The following is a 22,410-nucleotide window of genomic DNA, read 5'->3' on the forward strand; positions in this document are numbered from 1 at the left end:
TTTGACTATAAGTCTCCTATTGTTGCTTTGTTCAATAAACTCCTATTCACAAAACCTTGAATCCATTGGTCAATCAAAACCAATAGAAGTAAGTGGAGGGCTCTCGCTAAGTAATATAATCTATGCTGCCGATGGAATTGATCAAAGAAGGGATCCTTATACCTATTTTGCCTCAGGTAATGTAACGTTAAGCTTATACGGATGGTCAGTGCCATTTTCTTTCGCCTTTTCAAATCAAAATAGCTCTTTTCAGCAGCCATTTAATCAATATGGATTACATCCAACCTATAAGTGGATAACGGGGCATATTGGCTATACAAGTATGTCTTTTTCGCCATACACCTTAAATGGACATTTGTTTTTGGGAGCGGGAGTTGATTTGCAGCCAACAGATAAATTATCAATTTCTGCCATGTATGGTCGACTTCAAAAAGCAGTACAGCCGGATTCAACGAATGAGTCGGTTTTGCCAGCTTTTCATAGAACTGGTTTTGGGTTAAAAACCAGTTATGGCTCTGCTTCAGATAATGTCACATTCATTTTCTTTAGCGCTACAGATGATGAGAATTCATTGAATTATGTTCCTGAATCACTCGAGGTCTTGCCAAGAGAAAACCTTGTACTCAGCCTTGCTGGTAGTAAAACAATTGTACCAAATCTAGTCTTGAAAGGAGAGTTTGCAACAAGTGCACTGACAAGAGATAAACGAGCAGCTTCTTATGAACCTTCAAATAAAAACATATTCTCAACAGGTATTTTTAATCAGAAGCAATCTACGGGCTATTACAATGCCTATAACTTAGGCGTATCTTATGCCTTCAGTACATTTTCTATAGGAGCTGGTTATGAAAGAATTGATCCTGGCTATGAAACGTTAGGAGCTTATTTCTTCAATAATAATCTTGAAAATATTACTGCCAATGCAAACACTGCACTGTTCAGTGGAAAGGTAAATGTTGGTGTGAATGCCGGTTTGCAGCGAGATAATTTAGATGGTGAAAAGGTATCTTCTATGAGCCGTTTTGTTGGTTCTATGAATGTTGGCTACACCCCGAGCAACAGGCTGAATATTGCTGTTAATTACTCAAGCTTTAACACCTATACGAACATCCGTTCACAGTTTCAGGATATAAATCAGTTAACCCCATATGATAATCTCGATACATTAAACTTTACCCAGATTTCACAAAGCGTTAATTCAAATGTTAATTATATGCTTTCTACAAACGAAGCCAGAAGGCAGAATATTAATGTCAATATTACTTATCAGAATGCAGCAGATGAACAAGGCGGTGTTGAGCAAAATAGCGGATCACAGTTTTATATGTTTAATGCAGCTTATAATTTGAGTATCGTGCCTACGAACACCTCATTTACACTCGCTTTTAATTATAACAAAAATGAAGCAGCAGGTTTAAATTCTACCACCTTGGGGCCAACCTTAGGTATTAACAAAACATTACTAGACAAGAAAATGCGAACCGGTTTATCCGTGTCTTTAAACAATGCCTACACCAATAATCAGCTGGTAAACAGAGTGGTTAATTACCGATTAACAGGTAGCTACACCTTAAAGAAAAAGCACGCTTTTAATATTAGTGCAGTGGCATTGAACAGAACAACAGTAGGCGAGGATGGAGCTGTAGACTTTTTAGAGTTTACTGGCACAATAGGGTATAATTTGACGCTTGGGAATTAAAAATGAATGATAAACTTAAAACCAATAACCAACAACTAATAACCAACATCAAAAGAGTAGTTAGTTATTGGTTATTAGAAATAAAAAAATGGAGTTAGAAAAATTAAATATCTACAGTATATCACTGGATTTGGCCGAAGAGGTCTATGAAAAAGTAATGATATGGAAACATTTTGATCGTGACACCATTGGTAAACAACTAGTAAGATCAGCGGATAGCATTGCCGCCAATATAAGTGAAGGTTTTGGAAGATATCATTTAAATGACTCTAAGAAGTTCTACTACTATTCCAGAGGTAGCCTGTTCGAAACTAAAACATGGCTAACCAAAGCAAATAGAAGAAAACTTATTGGTAATGATTTTTATCAGGAGAAAATAAATGAGCTCGAAAAGCTCGGCAAAATGCTCAATGCATTCATAACCTCAATGAGTAAAAATATGGCTAAAGAACCATTAGAAGAATATAAAATCAATAACCAAAACACCAACAACCAAAACACCAACAACCAACAACCAACAACCAACAACCAACAACTAAGAACTAAGAACTAAGAACCAACAACCAAAATACCAATAACCAATACTCTTGAAAGCCTATCATACCATATTAACCATTCTAATTCTGCTGATATTTAGCATTACAGCAAAAACTCAAAACTTCCCTGTCCAAGCCAATTTATCTATTTCTCCACCTTATTCAGTATATCTGCAAGATTACATATCCCCGGGGGTTGATAAATTAAATGTAAACATCCTTCCAACGGATTTTACCATTTCAGAGCTTCGTGTAAAACTCAGGATTAGTATTGAAGGCCAGAACGTTACGTTGCGCACTAAACCTTCCTTCCAGCCAACACCATTATTTATTAATGGTGGCGTGCCGCTAAGGTTAACTGGTTTTGACTTGGCTGAATATTTTAATCCTGATAACCTCGATTTTCAAGGCATCTCAAAACAACAGTTTTTGCAGAATGGAGCCCTGCCAGAAGGGGTTTACCGTATCAATATTGAAGTCTTGGAGTTCAACAGAAATGTGGTGATCTCAAATAGAGCTTTTGTTGTTGCCTGGATTATTCTAAATGATCCACCTTTAATTAACCTCCCGTTTAATGGAGAAAAAGTAAGGGCGACTGACCCTCAAAATGTTATTTTTCAGTGGACACCAAGGCATACCGGGTCACCCAACTCTGCCTTTGCTACTGAATATGAATTCTCACTGGTAGAAATCTGGCCTGCAGGTCGCGATCCTGAAATAGCTATACGTTCAACCAGTCCCATTTACCAAACCACTACTCAAAGTACTACACTCGTTTATGGTATTGCCGAACCAGCATTGGTGCCCGGCAGAAGCTATGCCTTTAGAGTAAGAGCTAAAAGTATTGTAGGAATTGATGAATTGGACCTTTTTAAAAATGATGGCTATAGCCAGACGGGCACATTTACTTTTGGTGATGAATGTAAGCCTCCTACAGGAATAGAAAGTAATACGATAAGTGCTAAAAGCTTCAACGCCACATGGAACACAGCATTTAATCATACCGGATTTAATGTGCGCTATCGTGAATCAGATGAAAGGAATAATTCATGGTACGAAGAAGAAACGTTCATTGGAGAGCAGCGCATTGGCGCCCTCAAACCTGAAACTGCTTATGAAGTACAAGTACGTGCTGCCTGTGGTAGTTTGGAAAGCCCGTATTCTGAATCTTTGGCTGTAGTAACAGATACCGAAGGCGAAATAGCTTTCAGTTGTGGATTACCACCCGAAACGTATGGTTTGGAAAACCGGGAACCACTTCAAAACCTTCTTATTGGTGAGTATATTTATGCCAACGATTTTGACATTAAAGTGAGAGAGGTAACAGGAAGCAACGGAGTATTCACAGGTACAGGAGTAGCTGAAATGCCATTATTTAGCATGGCAAAGGTTCGGGTAAATTTTGAAGGTATTAGTGTAAATACAGATTACCGCTTGGTGGATGGTGTTGTAACCACGATATATGACCCCAATAGTAGCATGATGGTGGATTTAGACCCTCAAGATTCATTAGATGATGAAGCAGATGTAGATGATGACGGAAACAGTGGCAATGATGTTGTTGCAGATGCTGGCAATGGCATCTCCTATGACGAACCCATTGATTCAGTATATGTAGATGATAATGGTGATATAGTAGTTGTATTAGAAGATGGCAGCACAGACACAGTAACGCCCGACCAAGATGGCAGTGAAGATGAGGAACCTGAAGATACAGTAATCACTGATAGTGAAGGTAATACCTGGACTGTGGATAGTGGGGGGAATGTTACTGCTGGAACTGGAAATGCAGGTTCAGATACCGGAAATCAAACACCGGTTCAAATCCAATTGCTACAGGAAAAACTTATCGTTGAAGTACTGGAAGAGTTTGAAACGGAGATCAATGCCTGGTTAGACACTTATGGCAAAGGTCCACTATCAGAAGAAGAATTAAGAAGGGCACTTGACCTTCCTAATTGCCTACCGGAAGATGAAGAAGCCCTGACCTGGATCAGTGAAGAAAAGATACCGGCTTACAAAGAGAATCCGACTTCATTGCTTGACCAGATGAATGCCAATGATGGACACAAAGCACTATTAAGCGGGTTAATTGGTGGCCTTGACGATGATAGCCAGTCTGTTAAATCTCAATTGGAATCAGAGCAATGGACAGAGGTAAAAGAAGCCACTTGCGATTACCTGCAGGCCGGAGTGGAAGAAGCATTGGCCAAGCTGTATGTGAGCATCGAAGGCACCAAATATAAAGATGGAGAAACAGCCATTGTAAAGCGGGAGTACAAAAAAGAAATTATGCTTACCGCTTACCAGGGCAATAATGAAATAGCCGAAGAACTTAGCTGGACGATTGATGATGAGAACCAGACCGGAACTTCAGTGGTATTTGATGCAGGTACAGTCTCAGCAGATGCAGAAGGAAAGACAGTAACAGCCAGCCTTGGCAATAAACAAGTAACAGTAAAGATCGTAGTGGCGCAAGTCCTGCTTCTGCGTAGCATTACCATGGCCGTAAATGCTAACCTATACCCCCTAATTGAGCCGGAAGGTATTGCTGACCAGATTACTTTTGAGGCTGACAATAAAGATATATTAACGCTATTAGAAGGCTATCCAACCTTAAAACTTACGGCAGGCAAACCTGGAGAAACCACCGTGACGGCCAAAGCTGGGAATACCGTTTTTCATCAAAAATCAATCAGGGTGATTGAGGAGCCGGAAGTGAAATTTGTACGACCTGTGGTGAGTAATGTTAATTTTGATAACATTACAGCATCTTCCATTAATTACACCACAATTATGCTTCCAGAAGTTGCAGGAGGTGCAGTTAATGGCCTCTGTTCGCCTGAAATAATCACAATTGATGAGCCGCAGTTTTTCTATTTAAAAGAAGATAAATGGTATCCCTACATCGAGCGTGTAGAAGGAGAGTACTTTTTTGATTACCGATTGATTGATGGCCAGCAGGAAGTGACAGGCCCTGGCGGGAATACTACCGAGGACAATTACTGTGAACAGGTAATGGTGTTGGGCAGTATCCCGAAATACAACCATGGCCCGGACTATCAAAATTACTACGACCGACAGCAGGCAGCCGGGCAGCCGATCTGGTATATGCTGGAAGCTGTGAAGGAGCATGAGAAGGTGCATGAGCCGAATGTGATTGATGCATACTTTAAGGATATCCAGGATAGCTTATTTGCTGTTATTGAAAATGAACTGGTATTTGATGATCAACCACAAAAGAGCTTTTCCGAAATAGAAAGTGAGAATTTTGTGATTCTTGATTTCTTGATAAATGATATCTCGAAAGAAGTAGCATTAGATTGGCTAGAAACTTCTTATAAAAGAGCGGCAAATGATCATGATCCGGGCGGTGCAGCTGAGCAGGCCGAATATGCGGTGATCAACCCGATGATCGAGCAAATATGCGATCATTCCAAATCGGCTAACTGGCAGGTTTGTGATCCTGATGCCTGCAACGAACCATTATCCTTTGGCCCGGAAATTCCTTACATCATAGACGTGACTGACCCGGCAAGTCCGGTGAGCTATGATCTTAGCGAATATGTCAATATCCCTATGGGTGACAGGGAAGAAGTCAGGTTACGGCTTAGCCTGGAAAACAGCATGGTTATTGGTAAGGATGTAAACTGGAAGTATACTTTTGACGGGGGGCAGGTTAATGGAAGCCGGGAGATCGTGTTCAGGAAAGACCAGCTCAAGGATACCCCGGAGATCGTCAACATAAGCTACCAGTATAGCCAGTACAACTTTAATATAAAGCACTGAATGCCATGAAATATATAATACTCATCGTTTTAACCTTATGCCTTTCTGGCCTTCATGCTCAGGACTTCCAGCATGAGTTTACAGACCCTGATGACTCGGTAAAACTTAAAGGGCTTAAATTGTATCTTGAAATAGACAGTGTCTATGCAGTAACTGATTCCAGCGGAGTGAGGTTTGCTTTGGAGATTGTAAATGAAGGTGGGAAGCAATTAATACTTACGAACCCATTGTATGATACAAAACTAAGAGTCAGATTTAGAATATATGATTTTAAAACAAAGGAGCAGTTCATTTTAAAAGAAGTGTCCCGTTGGCCAAATCCTCGTTCAGCAGAAAACATAAAGCCTTATAGGTTGGAAAAGGTAACTGTATCAGGAGAAGAAGTGTCAAAAGATCAGTACAAAAACTATTGGGAGACGGATACATTATCAATTGATCCGGGGGAAAGCATACGATATGAATTAAACCTGTTTGAACAGGTGTTGGCAGATGAAAACAACAAGCCTTATATCAAACCACTTTTTAAAGGAGAGTATTACACAATCTTCAATGTATCACTGAACTTGGGTAATTACTCAATCAGGAGTAAGCCACTCCGGTTCAAATTGCGGTTGGAGTGATCAGGAATAAGCCCTACTGGTTTTATAATCCCCTATCTAGCACGCTTCTGTAAAGCGTGCTCATTTTACCAACATTTCAATTGAAAGCCTTATTTTTAATTCAAATGTCAGAAAAGTGTAAAATTGGAGAATCTGAACGACCTCATTTTATAACCACCACAGTTATAGATTGGCTATTTGTATCTTCTTGCTCGTTTATAAATGATTGATACTCACTTCATTTCAGAAATCTTTGGTTAATCCTTCAATAAACCCATTCATATTCCTCACCATCCATGTAATAAAAACACAAAAAAAGAACTTTTAATTTATAAAATATTAGGGTAGTCTTGCATCGTTTTGTTCAGAAAGAATAAGACGCTTTAAAACCTATAAACCTTAATTTTTTATGAAAAACAATTTACTGAAATCATTACTATTTATAGCCTTAGCTATTTTTTCATTGGCATGCAGCGATGACGATGAGGCAGCCGCACCAGATCCACTAGAAGGAACCTGGGTTCTTAAATCTTTTGTAAGAGACTGTGAGGGTACAGATAATGATTCTGAAACTAGCGTTACTTGCGATGATCAGGACTGTATAAGGGTAATTTATCTCAATGGTACCGCCACTGTTGTCGGTACTTACGATGGTGTAGAAACTATTGATGACACTTATAGCTACACAATCAATGGCAATACTGTGAATAATGTGGATGGTGATATCGTACAGTGGGAAATCGTTGGAGACGATTTAATCATCACCAATAATTCGGGCGATTGTATCCTTACTGTTAGATACTACAAAGAATAAACAGTGTTTCTAAGAATGAAGAAATTTGTAAATACCGCAGTTTTTTCTGCGGTTATTCTTTGTGCCCATCTTACAACAGCTCAAGAGTATAAATTCAAGAAAGACGTCATTTTTTTAGATAAAGAGGAAGTGGCATTAGTTGAAGGTGAAGCAGGAGCTGATTATACGTCATTCAAAGTTTTATCTTCAAATAAGGATGAGATATTTGAAGTAACTCAAGATGGATTTAAATCTGGTAATCCATTCTCAACAGGTACCTATTGGTATGAGCTGCGATATTCCGGATCAGATGAGGTAATCAGATTAGGTTATGTGTATAACTGTAATGTAAAATGCGTTTTTAAGCGCAAGATATTTCCAACGGAAGTGCCCTTTGATAAACCGGCAAAAGATCAGATTGAGGTGCTTAAAGATTATGACATAAGTGCAAAGATTAATGCAGATACGCTAAAGCAATTGGCAGAATATAAAGCGATACAGGAAAAGCTTACCTACCCAGAAGTTAAGCGTGATAGATCAAAACCTGTAGACCTGATGTTTTATAAGAAAGAGGAGGAATCATCTACAGATAAGATCACATATACCATTTTACAAGATTCGCAGGTTATAGGCCACTTGGTAAAGTATGATTATTCCGTTTCAGCAGTATACGAGTTTTATAAAAAAGTTTTATTGCCTGATAGTACAGAGGAATTAGTGCCCTTGGCCAAAAGCAATATGCATTCTACCAATTTAGAGTTAACCACTGTGGCCGATGGCAAGCTACATAAGCTTGATCTAAGTCGTAAGAGTTCACCACACGTTTGGGTAGCAAGATATCTGTTTAAAACAAACTATTTATAAAGTGAAAATGAGAAAGTTAATATTACCATTATGTATTACTATCCTTAGCATGGCTCAGTCTTTTGCACAGGATGTAAAAACAAAAAAAGATGTTGTATACATCGATAAAGAGGCAGTTGCCAATTACTCTGGATTTGCCAGTGCATTTAAAGGTGTGGAGTTAAATTTCACAACTTTGGACAACAAACCACTATTTAGCATAAAGCAAAACTATCGAAGACAGAAGCACCCGGCACTGGATAATAAAATCTGGACTGATTTGATAGTTTCTTCAGATAGTTCCAAAATATCATTTGTGATGGATAGACCTATTTTTAATGATCGCAAAATCATAGAAGATTTAATTGAAAGAACTAGTGTTGCCATTTTTGATGGTGACTTTTCTACACTAGCTTCTATTGATGAAAGTGAAGCCATTATAGCCGATTCAATTAGAGCTGTGGAATTTAAAGCCAGCGTGTCTAATGCTTTAAAAGAAGGGCATAGAAACAGAGAAGATGAGGAGTTGAAATTTAAAGTGAAAACAGTATCTCCAGTAATTTCTAAAAAGGAAAATAGCACAGAAAGTTTTCAGCTTGTAAACCGCATTGATGTATACCAGGGAGGTGAATTTATCGGATGGATAACCAAGGAGAAGCGATTATATTTAGCTGCGGAGAAATATAGATACAGTGTTTATAAAAACTTATATAAAGAGTTTACAATTGGTGAAGAAACAACAAATCAGGTTTTAGCAGCACAAATTGAGCTACCAGCTCCAACTGCTACTATTGTAACTTTTCAAGACTTTAAGGAACATAAATTACGATATGAGGATGAACCTAAAAGTGATAGCAGCGCTGAACAACATCTAATTCGCTGGATGGTGAAAGAAGGCTATTTGTAAAATGAAATAGAATCCTATTCATTAATAAAGAGTCAGACTCAAAAGGTAGGTTAAGTTAATAAAAGGTCATTCAGACCTGCCTGCAAGTAGCCTTTTCGGCAATGGCAGGCGAAGGAAGAATCTCACTCAGTTTTTAATATGCGTTTTAAAAAGAGTAAGATCCCTTGTTTCCTCAGAATGACATACCTTTTGAGTCACTTCTTTATTCGGACTTCAAACTAGCCGTTGACTGCCTCATCCCCTTCAACCCCGCCCTCATATTCTTAAAAGTGCCTTCCAGATTTTCTAAAATTGCAGGTTTGATAATACTATAAGCGAAGTTGAGCTGTACATCAACAACTCCTTCATAAATAATTTTCGAACGACTTCCATCGATGGGTAGAACATACCATTTAACCTGGTAATGGCTAATTCTGTCATAATCTTCCACTTTCGCTGCTGCACGATCGATATTCGATTCTACGTAAACAAAATCAGGTTTTTGTGTAACCGTGCTATTCACAACCCCATCTTTCTTAATCTCATAGAGGCCAAAGAATATTTTGCGGTTAATATAGAAGTGGTAGCTGTAAGAATCCTCACTCAATTTGCTAACTAGATCACAGGCATTTATACCGTCAATCCAATTTTCATAGTCCTTCACCTTTCTTAAGAAAATCTTTACCTTCTCAGAAGAAGCATTCACTACAAACTCAGCACCGAATTTTTTAAGGCTTCCAGTGGAGTCTTTCGTAAATATTTTAATATCATCAACTGAATTTTCTAAGTCCCACTGGCTGAAATTCGGCTTCTGTGCGCTTACTGAAAGACAAGAAAGTATAAGTAACAGTATACTATTGAAAATCGAATTACGGGTAATCATCTTATTTCGACATCACTAAAACAATCTTATTCCAATCTGCAGCAGCATTAATAACTGTTCTGAAGGCTTCAAACTTTTCTTTAGGGTAGTAAATTTCTTCATAAGCCTCGTTCACATATATTTTTAACTTTTGGCCTTTTAATTCATAGCCCGATTTGAAGTAAAATATGGTTTCACCATCTTCTACTACTTTTTCATCAAAGTTTAAGTCCTCTAAATTTTCTACTTTATAGCCTTCTGGCAACGTGATGGTAATATTTCGTTGATATTCTCTGTTGAAATCATTCTCAACTTCTGTCATGCGCTCATTTTCCTGATACATTTCTGTTTGAGGACCAATCAGTTCACCTACTTTCAGAAGTATAATATCTCCAGCCAGCTCAATAAAGCTTGGCGAGGTAAATTCACTATCTATCACCAATGGGTCTTCCCAGGTTTTGTAATGAAATTCCTTATCCTTCATTTCAAGGGTTGTGATGTTGGCATCAGCCGCTAAAAACTTTACCAAACTTTTAAGTAGCTCTTCTTTTCGTGCTTCTTCAATTAGCGGGTATACTGCTTTAATAAAAGCGGCCTGGTAGCCATTGAAGCTTCTTTTTAAATGCACTGTGTTTGTTGTCAGGTCTTCGTTGAAAGTGACATTTACATCCATTTTATCCAGGTTGTCAGCTGCCGGAAGTGCAGGTATGTGTTTAATTTCATATTTAGGAAAGGCCATTCCTTCTTCCGTAACCTGACTTATGAACAAACCTTCTGTGGCAGTTAATGTTGCCGGAACCATGCCGTACCTGAACTCAGGGTTGTAAGGAGCCACAAACGAGTCGTCTTCTGGTAGATAAATCAGGTATTCTTGTAGGTAATTGTAGGATTCAAACTCACCATCAAATGGCACTTCGCTTCTATCGCTGGTCAGCACTAAGGAAGGATTGGCTCCAACCAACTTGAACGCATTTAAGGTTAGCTTGGTGAGGCCCAATTTACTTCCGATCCTATTTTCTAAAATAAATGGTATGCTGGATGCCTCATAAGGGGCATTTTCATTCAGGTAGTAAGAAGTCTTTATGAAGTCTTCAATGGCCGCTACTTTTTCCGGTATAGTTTTCAGCCCCTTGAGTTTTATATCTTTAAGTAAATCTTCGAGTGCCTTGCTCTCTTCTTTTTCCAATAAAAATGCTCTGCCATATAACAGTTGAGATGCATCTGACCATTGAAACAGCTTTCTGCCAGTTGCTTCATTATACCCTAATTTAAACTCCAGTCGTTGTCTGCTGCCATTATAAGAAGAGAATTCTTCTTCACGTAAGGCAGGTACATTTTCGCATACCATAGTATACACATTGGTGTTTTCAACGGTGTCAGTTTTTATCTCCGGAAGTCCGTTGTAGCTTTTGAAAACGAACTGTAAGTTACTAGGAGCCAGCAATACAAATGATCCTTTGATGATAGGTTCAGAAAACTGAAAGAATTCACGACCGAAATAATCGGCTTCTAGTTTTTTGGTATAGTAATATTCAATTTCACTGCCTACTTCCGCACCTTCAATGGCAAATATTTTATAGCCGGAGCCTGTTTCTTCGTCCTCCAGTTCTTTAATCTCACTCTTATCAAATTCAATTACACTGCCATCTTTGTTGATGGTTCGGGCATGTAACTCAACCAATTCCAGTGCGTTACGCATAGGTATGTAAATGCGGTTGCTTCTGGCTAATGCATTATCGTTATTAGCGCGCATGATTTGATGCTCCGTTTGATAGAGGTATAAATTTCTATCCTCCCCTTCATAGATGTATTCAAACTGCTGATGGTATTTTAAATAAATTAATGCTTCATCGGTAAACGAATTACCTAAATCGTATCGCTCGCGGTCTTCTTCCCATTCGTATTTTAAATGTTGAGCGTGTACGTAATTTAAGGATGCCAAAAAGGCAATGAGTATCAAAAAGGATTTATGCATATAACCAGATTTAAGCTTCGGTTTTCTCCAGTATGAGAACGGCCCGGTAAGCGTCATTCAATTTTTTTATTGCCTCATTCCACTGATCAAAATGTTCAGGCATAATCAGCAACTCATTAATATAATAGGTTCTGTGGAGAATAACCTTATTGTCAACTACTTCATAATTGATATTGAATCCAAAAACTTCAGAGTCAAATTTAGCATTTTCGGGCATTCGATTAATTTTATAACCATCAGGTAAGTTTAAAACTGAGGTATTTTTATTGGTAAGCTTAAAATTAAATTCTCGCGGCTGCTCCCGATCTTCATCAATAATTTCATTGGTGATTGACCGATCGAGGTTCATATTGAAATAAATCTTATCGCCAATTTCCCGATAATAATCCTGCACCCTGAACTGATATTTCACTTCAATAGGAGTGTCCAGATCATCCAGATTTTTAATGGTATAGTCATCGATAAAAAACTTGTTGCTTCCTTTTTGTAAGATATTCACAAGGTAATCATCAACCTCCTGTTTGCTACTTTTTACCATTCTGTAGCTGTTATACACCTTCGGATATCCATGCAAAGAGGCCAGTCCTGAACCTTTAACACTCCCATTTTCTAATTGAAAACTGATTGAATCTTGTCGCAGGTTTACTTCCTTATCAATAACGGGTACAGTTTTAATTTCAAAGGTCTCATTATCAAGAGCGATGAGCGCCTCTTTTCCCTGTATCATGGCTGAAGGCAATTCGAACGAAGAATATTGCGAGGTAGCATCTAAGAAATAATATCGGTCACCATTCTTATAAGTGGCAATCATATGATTATCCACCATGGGCGATGGATACTCCGAATATTTATAAGGAATATCTCTTGTTCCTATCCAGGTAAAATAAGCTTCCACACCAGCTTCGTGCAGCATGTTTATTACGATTGTGGCCATATCCTTACAATCTCCATATCGTTTTGTACATACATACTCTGCCGTGTGTGGTATGAGCCCACGCATACCATCTTCAAAAGCAATGTATTTTATATTGTTTTGAACCCAGTAGAAAACCTTTCTTACCTTCTCTAATTCCGTGTCAGAGTCATCAATAATTTCATTGACAATTGCCTTCACATTTTCATGGCTGTATTCTTTTAAACCATCAATAAATGTGGAGTACCAAGCAAACAAATCTTCTGGAGATGATAAAACATTATTCTTTTTACCATTCACCTCGAAACTCTTGACCAATGAAATAACACTAGTGCTCGAATAGCGAATGGGAGGGGCATCATCTTCAAATTTGAGTTTTGGTACATCAAATGCCTCAAAAGTGTATTTCTTTCTGCCTTTTAAATCTTCTACCTTCTTTTTAATGAGGGATTTGTCATCATTTAATATATCCAGTCTCAGTTCTACGCCTTCATCTGCAATAATGGTGTATTTAGAATGCGCCACAGGCAGGTAACTCTGGAATAAAAAGCTGGTTAAAAATTTAGGGTCAATAATTACCTGATTATAGGTTAATGAAGTAATGGCACCTTCCTGAACTCCAGGAAAATAGAATTTAATGGTTTTAGAATCGTCATAAAATACAGATGAGTTCTTATCATAACTCTCTTTAAAATCGGTTACTTCCAGTATTTTATATTTTCTTTTATCAGGAATTAACGTTTTGGCTTTTATATTTTCCGTTTTGTAGAAGGAAGAGCTGTGTATAGCATCTTTGGCATATACGCTCGACTGGCTGCCCAGGTGCAAAATTTCTTCTGTGTTAGTAGTAATTATTTGGAGGGAGTCGCCAACTATTTTAATATCTACGTCCTCGAATTGCTTCAAAAAAATAGCCTGATCATTGGGGTATTTCTCCTTATACTTTAGAAACTCATCTTCGTCATACTTTTGCGCAAAAAGCGACTGCGAAATAACTAATAAAACTAACAGCGCATATATTCTCATACCTTCTTTGCCTTTCCTAACTTTTTATAATTGAACAAAGATCTTACCACAAGTATTAAAACTATTGGGATCAAAGAATAGTGCATTTGTTGAGGTAAAAAATTCCATGTAAGCACTAAAATCACTCCCAAAATAGAATAACCAAGGAAGTAATGTTTCAGCCATTTTGGTGGATTACTTCTAGCTAATAATACCGCAGCAATTAAGTGAAACGGCAGTGCCCAGAGAATGTTCATATTTCTGGCGGCAGCGTTATGGTCGGTAGCTACCCACAATACAAATAACAACAAACCCACTAAACCAATGATGCCAAACAAAGAGACATCTATAAGCTTTATATGTTTGCCTCTTTTCCAGCCTAAAACCGTTGTCAATAGTATCGCACCAAATAAAATGCTAAACACATTGAGAGGATTAAAAAACGATATTTCAAATGTTTCCGGCTTTGATTCATACGTAACTATAGTTTCTTTAACTAATGGAAGTTTACCGGAATCTGACTCAATAGTGGCATTATTGAAAGCGCTCTCAATATAATCCGGTAAAAACATATACATCTCAGGAGTTGCTTTTTTATCCATCGGTAAACCGAGACAAATATCGATTCCCAAATCGCCCCAGGGCTGATACGTGAGATATAAATCTGTTAATTCTCTGATGGTATAATCGGTATTGATGTAGGAACCATCGAATGTTACTTTTTCTCCAAATGTAGTTTTTAAAGCATCTCTTACGCGAGTAGCGCAGTTATCATAGAAATAATCGTAATAATAATATTGGTTTTCAGGCTGCGCATTCCACTGCAGGAAATCGAAAAAGGCCTGTTTTTGCTCTTGATTGAGGTTTAAAACTTGCTCATGGATATATCGGTTTTGGTAGATGTAATAGTCTCTAAAACGACTATAATCCATCACGGCCAACTTGTAATTCAAATAGCCTCTGGCAAAATTTAAATAGAAGTTAGGCTGGTTGAAATCAAAAACACCATAGTTGTATAGCCAATCCAAGCCTCTTTTTGGATCATGGACTCTTATGGCGCTATGCCCAAAAGCCGAGTACAACTCACCTTGATACGGTCCACAGGTAAGTACATGAATTTCAGCTTCTTCAGATAATTTAAACCCTTGTCCATTCCCTATGAAAGAGAATAGACAAAGAGTTACTAATATGAGTGTGTGTATTTTTGTAATCCTTTTCTTCACTTTTAGTACGATATAGTTATCGTAAAACTAAATACTTTCTCCTCTTTTCGCTCTATCAGGATTAAGTTGTTGGTTTAGTTTCTTCTTTAGGTTTCTCCTCTTTCTTTGGAGCTATATATTGTACGCCTTTTTCTTTAAGAAGTTTGTTAAAAGAAGGAACATCTTCATTGAGAATTTCTTTTACTGATTGCTGCTGTTTAGTCCACTCTTTTTCCAACTCATTATAAAGATCTTGCTCGCCTTTAGTTAGTGGGGGCACACTATTATCTATGGTTTGCAATAGTTGATAAAGCTGACCATCTAACTTATTTCTAAAGTTGATGATATCCTGAAAAGTTTCTTGACTAGGGGAAATCAGTTCTTCTTCTACTCCATTTACCTTGTCCATAATGCTCTCACCATTTTTCTTAATATCCTCATCATTTTGCTCCCGATCAATCATATATTCCACTTGCTCCCTTACCTCCTGCAAATCGACTAAAGATTCATTCAAGTCATTCAGGTCTTTATAAATTTCTTTCAATAGTTGCTGTTGAGCTTCGATTTGCTCAGGTGTAGCTTCATCGCGAGGGTCTTTTAGGACTTTAAAATTTTGAGTACTACTATAATCGCCATAGGTGAATTTAGCAGAGTACTCTCCGGGCCCCACTTTATAACCTTGCATTCCGGTTTCCCCGAAAGACATAACAAATACATTTTCAGCTGGCTTAATATTGGCAACCCTTAAGTCCCATCTTGCCAGGTTCATACCTTCTTTCTTTTCTATTTTATTCCAGCTGTCTTCAGAGTCTGAGGAAAGAGTCCTCAATACTTTTCCACTCTTATCCATAATATCGATAGTCAAAGGAAGGGTATCATTTTCGCCTACTGCCTTTAAATAATATTTCATACTTACTCCTGGGAAAGGGTTCTTGCCAACATTCGGAATTGGTAAGTCCACTAAATCGAATGCATTGGTTTTATAAGCATCAGCAGGCTTATAGAAATAAGTTGCTGCATTGGCTACTTCTGGAGTTAGCTGGTGGAATGGAGTTAAATCATCCAATACCCAAAATGCTCTTCCAGACGTAGCTGCTAATAAATCATTCTTATGAACTTTTAGATCTAATACAGGTACGGTAGGAAAATTAAGTTCTAGTTTTTTCCAGTTGCTACCATCATCAAAACTAATATAAACGCCCTGCTCGGTTCCAGCATATAATAGCCCTTTTCTTACAGGGTCTTCTCTAACCACACGAGCATAGGCTCTTTTATCAATGCCGTTAGTAATGAGCGACCATGAAGCACCATAATTATTACTCTTATAAATGAAAGGTGTAAAGTCATTGAACTTATACTTCATAAAGGTTACATAAACCGTAGCCGGATCATGATGAGATACTTCTATTGAGTTGATAATTCCCTCACCAGCAGGACTTATTTTTTGCCAGTTTTTACCTCCATCTCTGGTAATATGCATCAACCCATCATCGGCACCAGTGTAAATTACATTCGCATCGTGAGGCGATTCTGCTACGGACATCAGCGTGTGATAGGTTTCACCTCCTGCCGCTTCATTTGTAATTGGCCCACCCATTAAACCTAATTTGGTGGTGTCATTCCTGGTTAAATCTGGAGAAATATCTGTCCAGCTCAACCCTCTATTGGTAGATTTGTGGAGTACATTACTTCCATAATAAATAGTTTCAGGGTTGTGAGATGAAGTAATGACCGGTGGGTTCCAGTTATATCTGTACTTCATTTCATCTGATGGTTCTCCTAAATCAAAAACCGGGTAAGGTTTGATGGGTTTAGATTTATCAGTTTCCATATTGTATTCATCAATAAAGCCTGTGATATTAGATGAATACACATATTTTGGATCATCTGGATTGAAGGCAATATGTGCCGCTTCACCACCACCTACACCAGCAATAAAATCCTGCCAGCCGATACCAAATCCATCTGTTCTATTTTTTATCGCAACTGTGCTATTATCTTGTTGTCCACCATAAACCCAATAAGGAAAGCGATTATCTGCGTTTACTCGATAGAACTGTGCTGTAGGTTGGTTTTGCTGTGTAGACCAGCTTTTGCCTCCATTAAAACTTATGTTAGCTCCACCATCATTCGAGTTAATCATATTAGTTGGATCATTTGGGTTAATCCATAAATCATGATTATCGCCATGGGGAACTGCTACAGGCATAAATGTCCTACCACCATCAATGGACTTCATAAAAGGAGCATTCAGCACATAAACTACATTTTCGTTTTTAGGATCTGTAAACACATGCATATAGTACCAAGAACGCGTTCTTAAAACCCTTTGGCTATTCATAAGCGCCCATTTTTCACCGCCATCATCAGAGCGGTATAATCCGCCTTCCTCTGACTCAATTACTGCATATACTCTATTAGAATTAGCTCTGCTCACAGAAACGCCAATCTTACCCATCATTGCTTTTGGTAGACCTTCAGATAGTTTCTCCCAGGTTTCTCCACCGTCTTTTGTTTTATAAATACCACTACCGTTACCACCACTTCTTACATACCATGGCTTACGCTGATGATCCCAATAGGCTGCATATAGAATACGCGGATTATTCATATCCATGGATAGATTGTTTGCTCCACTGCTTTCATTAACAAAATGTACTCTCTTCCAATTTTTACCACCATCCTCAGATTTGTAAATCCCTCTCTCTGAAGTGGGAGCATAAGGACTGCCTTGAGCTGCTACATAAACCACATCTGGATTATTCGGATGAATTCGAATTTCTGAAATTTGCGAGGTCCCATCTAAGCCTATGTGTTTCCATGTTTTGCCTGCATCTGTTGATTTGTAAACGCCATCTCCGTGTGAAGTCATTACACCTCTAATACAAGCCTCGCCAGTGCCTACATAAATTACATTTGGGTCTGACTCACTTACCGATATCGCTCCAATGGACGTAGTATTAAAAAACGTATCTGAAATGTTACGCCAGTTAATGCCTGCATCATCTGTTTTCCAAACACCGCCACCAACAGAACCGAAATAATAGGTCATTGGATCGCCTACCACACCTGTGGAGGTTAGCGAACGCCCACCTCTGAACGGACCAATATTTCTCCAAGTCATTTTGTTAAATAACTTTTCGTCATAGGTTTCTGAAGGCTGATTTCCTTTCTTCTTTTTCTGAGAAAAAGCAGGTGCTGTGTATAATAAGCTTAAAATGATAATTAGGGAGGTAGTTAATTTCATGGGCTAGTAAATTGAACTTGTTCTGATAAATTGAATCAGAAAAGTTACTTATTTCAATTAACTAATCCTATCAGTTCAAATACTCGAAGATGCGGTCTATATTTAATGTGTGAAGGCGATAATAAAAGATGTAGCTAATTTCTTAACTAAGTTTTTTAGAGTAAAAAGGCTATGGAACGCCACTAAATTGGTTAGTAGCTACCTTTTATCACGCGCTATACGCAAGCCAATACACTGGGGAATGCCTTTGAGTATTTCTTTTGAACCTACCACATCTTGCAATCTAAGGTGCCCGGAATGCCCAAGTGGTTTGCGCTCCTTTACACGCCCAACTGGGATGTTAGAAAGTGATCTATTTAAAAAAGTGATTGATGAGCAGAAAAATACGCTTTCATACCTTCTTTTTTACTTTCAAGGAGAACCCTATTTACATCCTCAGTTTTTGGATTTAGTTCAAGAAGCCTCAACAGCTAAGATTTATACGGCTACATCTACCAATGCGCATTATCTAAATGATGATAATGCCAAAAAAACAGTTGAATCTGGCTTAGACCGATTGATTATTTCTATTGATGGTGCCTCGCAGGAAACGTATGAATCGTATAGGGTAGGGGGCAAGCTGGATAAAGTAATAGAAGGAACAAAGAACATAGTGAAGTGGAAGAAACAATTGAAATCTTCTACCCCACATATTATATTTCAGTTTTTGGTGGTTAAGCCTAATGAACATCAAATTAATGAGGTATATGAATTGGCCAATGAGCTAGGTGTAGATGAGGTAAAACTAAAAACAGCACAAATCTATGATTATGAAAATGGCTCAGATCTAATTCCTTCCCAGGAAAAGTATTCGCGCTACAGAAAGTTGAAAAACGGCAAGTATGAAATTAAAAGTAAATTGTTAGACCATTGTTGGAAAATGTGGCACAGTTGTGTGATTACCTGGGATGGCAAGGTGGTGCCTTGTTGCTTTGATAAAGATGCGCATCACACACTTGGTGCAGTCGAAAGTGCTTCGCTTACATCTGTCTGGAAAAGCAATGAATACAATGAGTTCAGAAAGCTGCTTTTGAAATCAAGAAAGGAAATTGAGATGTGCAAAAATTGTACGGAAGGGACAGCTGTTTGGGCTTAACAATCACAATTCTTAGAACACCCAGAATCTTCTGACTTGTAGGTTTTGTAGACACCACGGCCAACATAGGCAATCGCTCCCACAAATAGTAATCCGATGATAACGCCTTCAATCATAGCTTTGTAACTGCAAATTTACGCTTTTGGTTCTTTGTTTTGCCAATGCTTCTGAATAACCTGTAACATTTCATTTTGTACATTGCTCGAAGCCACAATCTCACGTCCAAACACAAAGTCATTTCCTCCTTTAAAGTCCGTCACCTGGCCACCTGCTTGCTGTACGATAAAGGCACCGGCAGCTACATCCCAGGCATTGAGATTGTATTCAAAGAAACCTTCGAATCGGCCACAAGCCACATAGGCTAAATCCACAGCTGCGCTGCCCATTCTTCTTAAGCCATGCGTGCTCTGCATGAAGTCGTTTAGTATTTTTAGGTATGACTGCATTTGCTCAAAATCATAATATGGGAAGCCAGTAGCTAAAAGACTTTCGGAAAGCGTGTTCACTTTAGAAACCTTTATTTCTTCATCATTACAATAGGCTGGGCTGCCTTCTACCGCGTAGAAAAACTCATCTCTATTTATTTCATAAACTACGCCAATAACCAGTTTTTCATTTCTCATGAGTGCCACACTAATGGAATAAACTGGAAGTCCATGAGTGAAGTTAGTGGTGCCATCTAACGGATCGATGATCCAATTGTATTCTACTTTTCTTTCTGTTTTAGTGCCTTCCTCAGTAATAAAACCTGCTTCTGGTAAGGCCTCAGAGCATGAGCTCACCAGCATTTTCTCAGCTTCTTTATCCACATAAGAAACCAGATCATTAAAGCCCTTTCTCTCGATTCGATCTGCAGAGAATTGATAGGCTTCTTCCCTAATAAACTGTCCGGTTTGTAAAATACCTGCTTTAATGTGATCTAAAACTTGCTGCAGAAGTATCATTTGGTGGTCTTTAGTTTAACTAAGCTGTATATTAAAACCAAAACCGATAGCCAGGCACATGTTCTAGCCAACCATTCGCCTCGTTCAGCATATTGCTGACTAATTTCTGTTATATCTGCTCCATAGTAAAAGGCAACCATGTGATCAAAATTAACAACAGGTGCATCATTTAAAAAGACCGAGATGAAAGCTGGAATGGCTACAATAACCAATGCTATTAGCACTGAAGGTGAAATTTGTATAAGCAGGTTTCCTTTCGGGTTATATATGCTTTTTGCAATAATAATATTCGCGAATAGTACCCATGCTGTTATACCCATCAAGCCTGTATGATCTGTCCATTGAGTAAAAATCCCATCTAAATTTATAAACGGAAAATAAACAGCCCATACAGGGTTCAACTTCAATAATAGATAATGTCCGCCCAACCAAAATGCCACCATTATTACAGTTCGCATTGCACCTGAAAGTGCTCTGCGAGTTATTAAATTCAAATAAAGTGTAGTGTAGATTATAAGTGGGTAAACAATCACCCCTAAAGATAATGGTGTTTCAGTAGTGCCAATGTGAATGGCTCCATTCACTAGTAAAACGAGTCCTAACGATATAATCCAACTTGAACTGTCTGTATTCTGAAGATAGAGTAGGAAGATAGGAACCAGACATATCAGATAAACTAACTCGAGGTTTGTAATTCTCCCAAGAAGTAACAGAATAAGTGAAACAAGAGGGTAAATGTATTTAAGTTTATTTTCCATGTACCACTATAACAATTTCGCCCTTCACTGTTCCTTTTTCATAGTGCTTTTTAAGCTCATCCAAAGTTCCATTCATTGTCTCTTCGTAGATTTTAGTCAGTTCGCGAGAAACTGATGCTTGTCGGTCAGCACCAAACTCATCGGCTAACTGACCGAGTGTTTTAACCAAGCGGTGTGGCGATTCATACAAGATGATTGTTCTTTCTTCCTCTTTGAGTTTATCAATTCTAGTTTTTCGACCCTTTTTGTGGGGTAAGAAACCCTCAAACACAAACTTATCGGATGGTAATCCTGATTTTACAAGAGCCGGTACAAAGGCAGTAGCTCCCGGTAAACATTCAATTTTAATATTGTTAGCCAAACATTCTCTAACCAATAAAAAGCCGGGATCGGAAATGGAAGGCGTGCCTGCATCAGAAATGAGTGCCATGGTTTTGCCCTCTTCAAATTCAGTTAATAGCTTTTCAATGGCCTTATGCTCATTAAAAATATGGTAGCTCTTTAAAGGCTGACTAATGTCGAAGTGCTTGAGTAACTTGCCAGAAGTTCGTGTGTCTTCAGCTAATATGACATCAACCGATTTTAATACTTTTAACGCCCTTAGGGTGATGTCTTCAAGGTTGCCAATGGGTGTTGGTACTAAATAGAGTTGGGTTGTTTCACTCACTTATCGCCAGCTATTTTATCAATTGCTTTAGCTAATTTATGATCTTTTTCAGTGACAACATCACCGGCATCGTGCGTGTTAAGCTCAAAATTTACTGTGTTGTACACATTATTCCAATTGGGATGATGGTTCATCTTTTCAGCAACAATGGCCACTTGGCTCATGAAGCCAAAAGCTTCTACAAAATCTTTAAATTGAAATGACTTAACGAGTTTATTATTTTCTTCTTTCCACATATCTATAACGCTATTACTCCTTCTACTTTATTTGCTTCTAAATAATATTCTACAATGGTGTCGCTCGATGAGGCCATAACTTTAGAGGTTATGCTTATGTAATTTCCTTTGCTTGACTGTTTCTCAGAAACATCATGCTTCACAAAGATTTTCTTAATCTCATCCTTCTTATCTATTGGCACGATAAACTTAAACGTGTACAATGAAGGCCAATCATATTCATTCTCTAATTTCTCTTTGAAAGACTGTATGGCCTGTAGGTCTTGTGCTTTCATACTTCCTTAAAATAAGAAAAGCGGGACAAAATCCCGCTTTTTACTC

General features: G+C 38.2%; 19 protein-coding genes. 8 read left to right on the top strand and 11 right to left on the bottom strand.

Annotation, left to right across the window (positions count from 1 at the left end):
• Positions 1-22 precede the first annotated feature (22 nt).
• The 7 genes from JR347_RS06470 to JR347_RS06500 all read left to right on the top strand — a co-directional run bounded on the left by JR347_RS06470 (position 23) and on the right by JR347_RS06500 (position 9,166).
• Positions 23-1,699, top strand: a complete 1,677-nt coding sequence (locus JR347_RS06470) for a porin family protein (protein ID WP_205723235.1) — start codon at positions 23-25, stop codon at positions 1,697-1,699.
• Between the two features lie 88 nt (positions 1,700-1,787).
• Entirely contained in the window at positions 1,788-2,252 is a 465-nt protein-coding gene (locus JR347_RS06475) for a four helix bundle protein (protein WP_205723236.1), read from the top strand.
• A gap of 34 nt (positions 2,253-2,286) precedes the next feature.
• Positions 2,287-6,024, top strand: a complete 3,738-nt coding sequence (locus JR347_RS06480; RefSeq protein ID WP_205723237.1) for a fibronectin type III domain-containing protein — start codon at positions 2,287-2,289, stop codon at positions 6,022-6,024.
• Positions 6,025-6,029: 5 nt separating this feature from the next.
• Positions 6,030-6,644, top strand: a complete 615-nt coding sequence (locus tag JR347_RS06485) for a hypothetical protein (protein WP_205723238.1) — start codon at positions 6,030-6,032, stop codon at positions 6,642-6,644.
• Between the two features lie 388 nt (positions 6,645-7,032).
• Entirely contained in the window at positions 7,033-7,437 is a 405-nt protein-coding gene (locus JR347_RS06490; RefSeq protein ID WP_205723239.1) for a hypothetical protein, read from the top strand.
• A 15-nt stretch (positions 7,438-7,452) separates the two neighbouring features.
• On the top strand, positions 7,453-8,280 hold the full coding sequence (locus JR347_RS06495) for a hypothetical protein (RefSeq protein WP_205723240.1): 828 nt from the start codon (positions 7,453-7,455) through the stop codon (positions 8,278-8,280).
• 7 nt (positions 8,281-8,287) lie between these two features.
• On the top strand, positions 8,288-9,166 hold the full coding sequence (locus JR347_RS06500; protein WP_205723241.1) for a hypothetical protein: 879 nt from the start codon (positions 8,288-8,290) through the stop codon (positions 9,164-9,166).
• 202 nt (positions 9,167-9,368) lie between these two features.
• Here the strand turns inward: JR347_RS06500 and JR347_RS06505 are convergent, their stop codons facing one another.
• From JR347_RS06505 to JR347_RS06525, 5 genes are all read right to left on the bottom strand, one after another.
• Positions 9,369-10,028: an SRPBCC family protein gene (locus tag JR347_RS06505; protein ID WP_205723242.1), complete on the bottom strand. Its 660-nt coding sequence runs from the start codon at positions 10,026-10,028 to the stop codon at positions 9,369-9,371.
• Position 10,029: 1 nt separating this feature from the next.
• Positions 10,030-11,982: a DUF3857 domain-containing protein gene (locus JR347_RS06510; protein ID WP_205723243.1), complete on the bottom strand. Its 1,953-nt coding sequence runs from the start codon at positions 11,980-11,982 to the stop codon at positions 10,030-10,032.
• A gap of 10 nt (positions 11,983-11,992) precedes the next feature.
• Positions 11,993-13,921: a DUF3857 domain-containing protein gene (locus tag JR347_RS06515; RefSeq protein WP_205723244.1), complete on the bottom strand. Its 1,929-nt coding sequence runs from the start codon at positions 13,919-13,921 to the stop codon at positions 11,993-11,995.
• Positions 13,918-15,123: a lipoprotein N-acyltransferase Lnb domain-containing protein gene (locus JR347_RS06520; protein ID WP_235689770.1), complete on the bottom strand. Its 1,206-nt coding sequence runs from the start codon at positions 15,121-15,123 to the stop codon at positions 13,918-13,920. Before JR347_RS06520 ends, JR347_RS06515 begins: the two co-directional genes overlap by 4 nt.
• A 61-nt stretch (positions 15,124-15,184) precedes the next feature.
• Positions 15,185-18,349, bottom strand: a complete 3,165-nt coding sequence (locus tag JR347_RS06525) for a VPS10 domain-containing protein (RefSeq protein ID WP_205723245.1) — start codon at positions 18,347-18,349, stop codon at positions 15,185-15,187.
• A 109-nt stretch (positions 18,350-18,458) separates the two neighbouring features.
• On the opposite strand from JR347_RS06525, the gene JR347_RS06530 reads away from it, so the two are divergent.
• A complete protein-coding gene (locus JR347_RS06530) occupies positions 18,459-19,484 on the top strand; it encodes a radical SAM/SPASM domain-containing protein (protein WP_394369448.1) in 1,026 nt (341 codons plus the stop codon).
• Here JR347_RS06530 and JR347_RS18465 read toward each other — a convergent pair.
• From JR347_RS18465 to JR347_RS06560, 6 genes are read right to left on the bottom strand one after another with little or no spacing between them, the layout of a single operon-like run.
• Positions 19,481-19,600 carry a FeoB-associated Cys-rich membrane protein gene (locus tag JR347_RS18465; protein ID WP_205723246.1) on the bottom strand — a complete coding sequence of 40 codons (120 nt, stop codon included), beginning with the start codon at positions 19,598-19,600 and terminating at the stop codon, positions 19,481-19,483. The two genes, JR347_RS06530 and JR347_RS18465, sit on opposite strands and share 4 nt — an antisense overlap.
• Positions 19,601-19,618: 18 nt before the next feature.
• Positions 19,619-20,428: an inositol monophosphatase family protein gene (locus tag JR347_RS06540; protein ID WP_205723247.1), complete on the bottom strand. Its 810-nt coding sequence runs from the start codon at positions 20,426-20,428 to the stop codon at positions 19,619-19,621.
• Positions 20,425-21,186, bottom strand: a complete 762-nt coding sequence (locus JR347_RS06545) for a hypothetical protein (RefSeq protein WP_205723248.1) — start codon at positions 21,184-21,186, stop codon at positions 20,425-20,427. The genes JR347_RS06540 and JR347_RS06545 overlap by 4 nt, the downstream gene beginning before the upstream one ends.
• The gene (rsmI, locus tag JR347_RS06550; RefSeq protein ID WP_205723249.1) at positions 21,176-21,853 is read right to left on the bottom strand and encodes a 16S rRNA (cytidine(1402)-2'-O)-methyltransferase; all 678 of its coding nucleotides are present in this window, start codon (positions 21,851-21,853) and stop codon (positions 21,176-21,178) included. The genes JR347_RS06545 and rsmI overlap by 11 nt, the downstream gene beginning before the upstream one ends.
• On the bottom strand, positions 21,850-22,089 hold the full coding sequence (locus JR347_RS06555) for a 4a-hydroxytetrahydrobiopterin dehydratase (protein ID WP_205723250.1): 240 nt from the start codon (positions 22,087-22,089) through the stop codon (positions 21,850-21,852). Before JR347_RS06555 ends, rsmI begins: the two co-directional genes overlap by 4 nt.
• 2 nt (positions 22,090-22,091) lie before the next feature.
• Positions 22,092-22,364, bottom strand: a complete 273-nt coding sequence (locus JR347_RS06560) for a DUF493 family protein (RefSeq protein WP_205723251.1) — start codon at positions 22,362-22,364, stop codon at positions 22,092-22,094.
• Positions 22,365-22,410: the final 46 nt, after the last annotated feature.

The sequence above is a fragment of the Fulvivirga lutea genome (genome assembly GCF_017068455.1).
GTDB lineage: Bacteria > Bacteroidota > Bacteroidia > Cytophagales > Cyclobacteriaceae > Fulvivirga > Fulvivirga lutea.

Excerpts from the sequence above, each read along its gene's own strand:
- JR347_RS06540 (WP_205723247.1), bottom strand. The coding sequence starts at position 20,428 with ATGATACTTCTGCAGCAAGTTTTAGATCACATTAAAGCAGGTATTTTA.
- JR347_RS06490 (WP_205723239.1), top strand. The coding sequence starts at position 7,033 with ATGAAAAACAATTTACTGAAATCATTACTATTTATAGCCTTAGCTATT.
- JR347_RS06510 (WP_205723243.1), bottom strand. The coding sequence starts at position 11,982 with ATGCATAAATCCTTTTTGATACTCATTGCCTTTTTGGCATCCTTAAAT.
- JR347_RS06515 (WP_205723244.1), bottom strand. The coding sequence starts at position 13,921 with ATGAGAATATATGCGCTGTTAGTTTTATTAGTTATTTCGCAGTCGCTT.
- JR347_RS06555 (WP_205723250.1), bottom strand. The coding sequence starts at position 22,089 with ATGTGGAAAGAAGAAAATAATAAACTCGTTAAGTCATTTCAATTTAAA.
- JR347_RS06485 (WP_205723238.1), top strand. The coding sequence starts at position 6,030 with ATGAAATATATAATACTCATCGTTTTAACCTTATGCCTTTCTGGCCTT.
- JR347_RS06500 (WP_205723241.1), top strand. The coding sequence starts at position 8,288 with ATGAGAAAGTTAATATTACCATTATGTATTACTATCCTTAGCATGGCT.
- JR347_RS18465 (WP_205723246.1), bottom strand. The coding sequence starts at position 19,600 with ATGATTGAAGGCGTTATCATCGGATTACTATTTGTGGGAGCGATTGCC.
- JR347_RS06505 (WP_205723242.1), bottom strand. The coding sequence starts at position 10,028 with ATGATTACCCGTAATTCGATTTTCAATAGTATACTGTTACTTATACTT.
- JR347_RS06525 (WP_205723245.1), bottom strand. The coding sequence starts at position 18,349 with ATGAAATTAACTACCTCCCTAATTATCATTTTAAGCTTATTATACACA.
- JR347_RS06545 (WP_205723248.1), bottom strand. The coding sequence starts at position 21,186 with ATGGAAAATAAACTTAAATACATTTACCCTCTTGTTTCACTTATTCTG.
- JR347_RS06475 (WP_205723236.1), top strand. The coding sequence starts at position 1,788 with ATGGAGTTAGAAAAATTAAATATCTACAGTATATCACTGGATTTGGCC.
- JR347_RS06560 (WP_205723251.1), bottom strand. The coding sequence starts at position 22,364 with ATGAAAGCACAAGACCTACAGGCCATACAGTCTTTCAAAGAGAAATTA.
- JR347_RS06495 (WP_205723240.1), top strand. The coding sequence starts at position 7,453 with ATGAAGAAATTTGTAAATACCGCAGTTTTTTCTGCGGTTATTCTTTGT.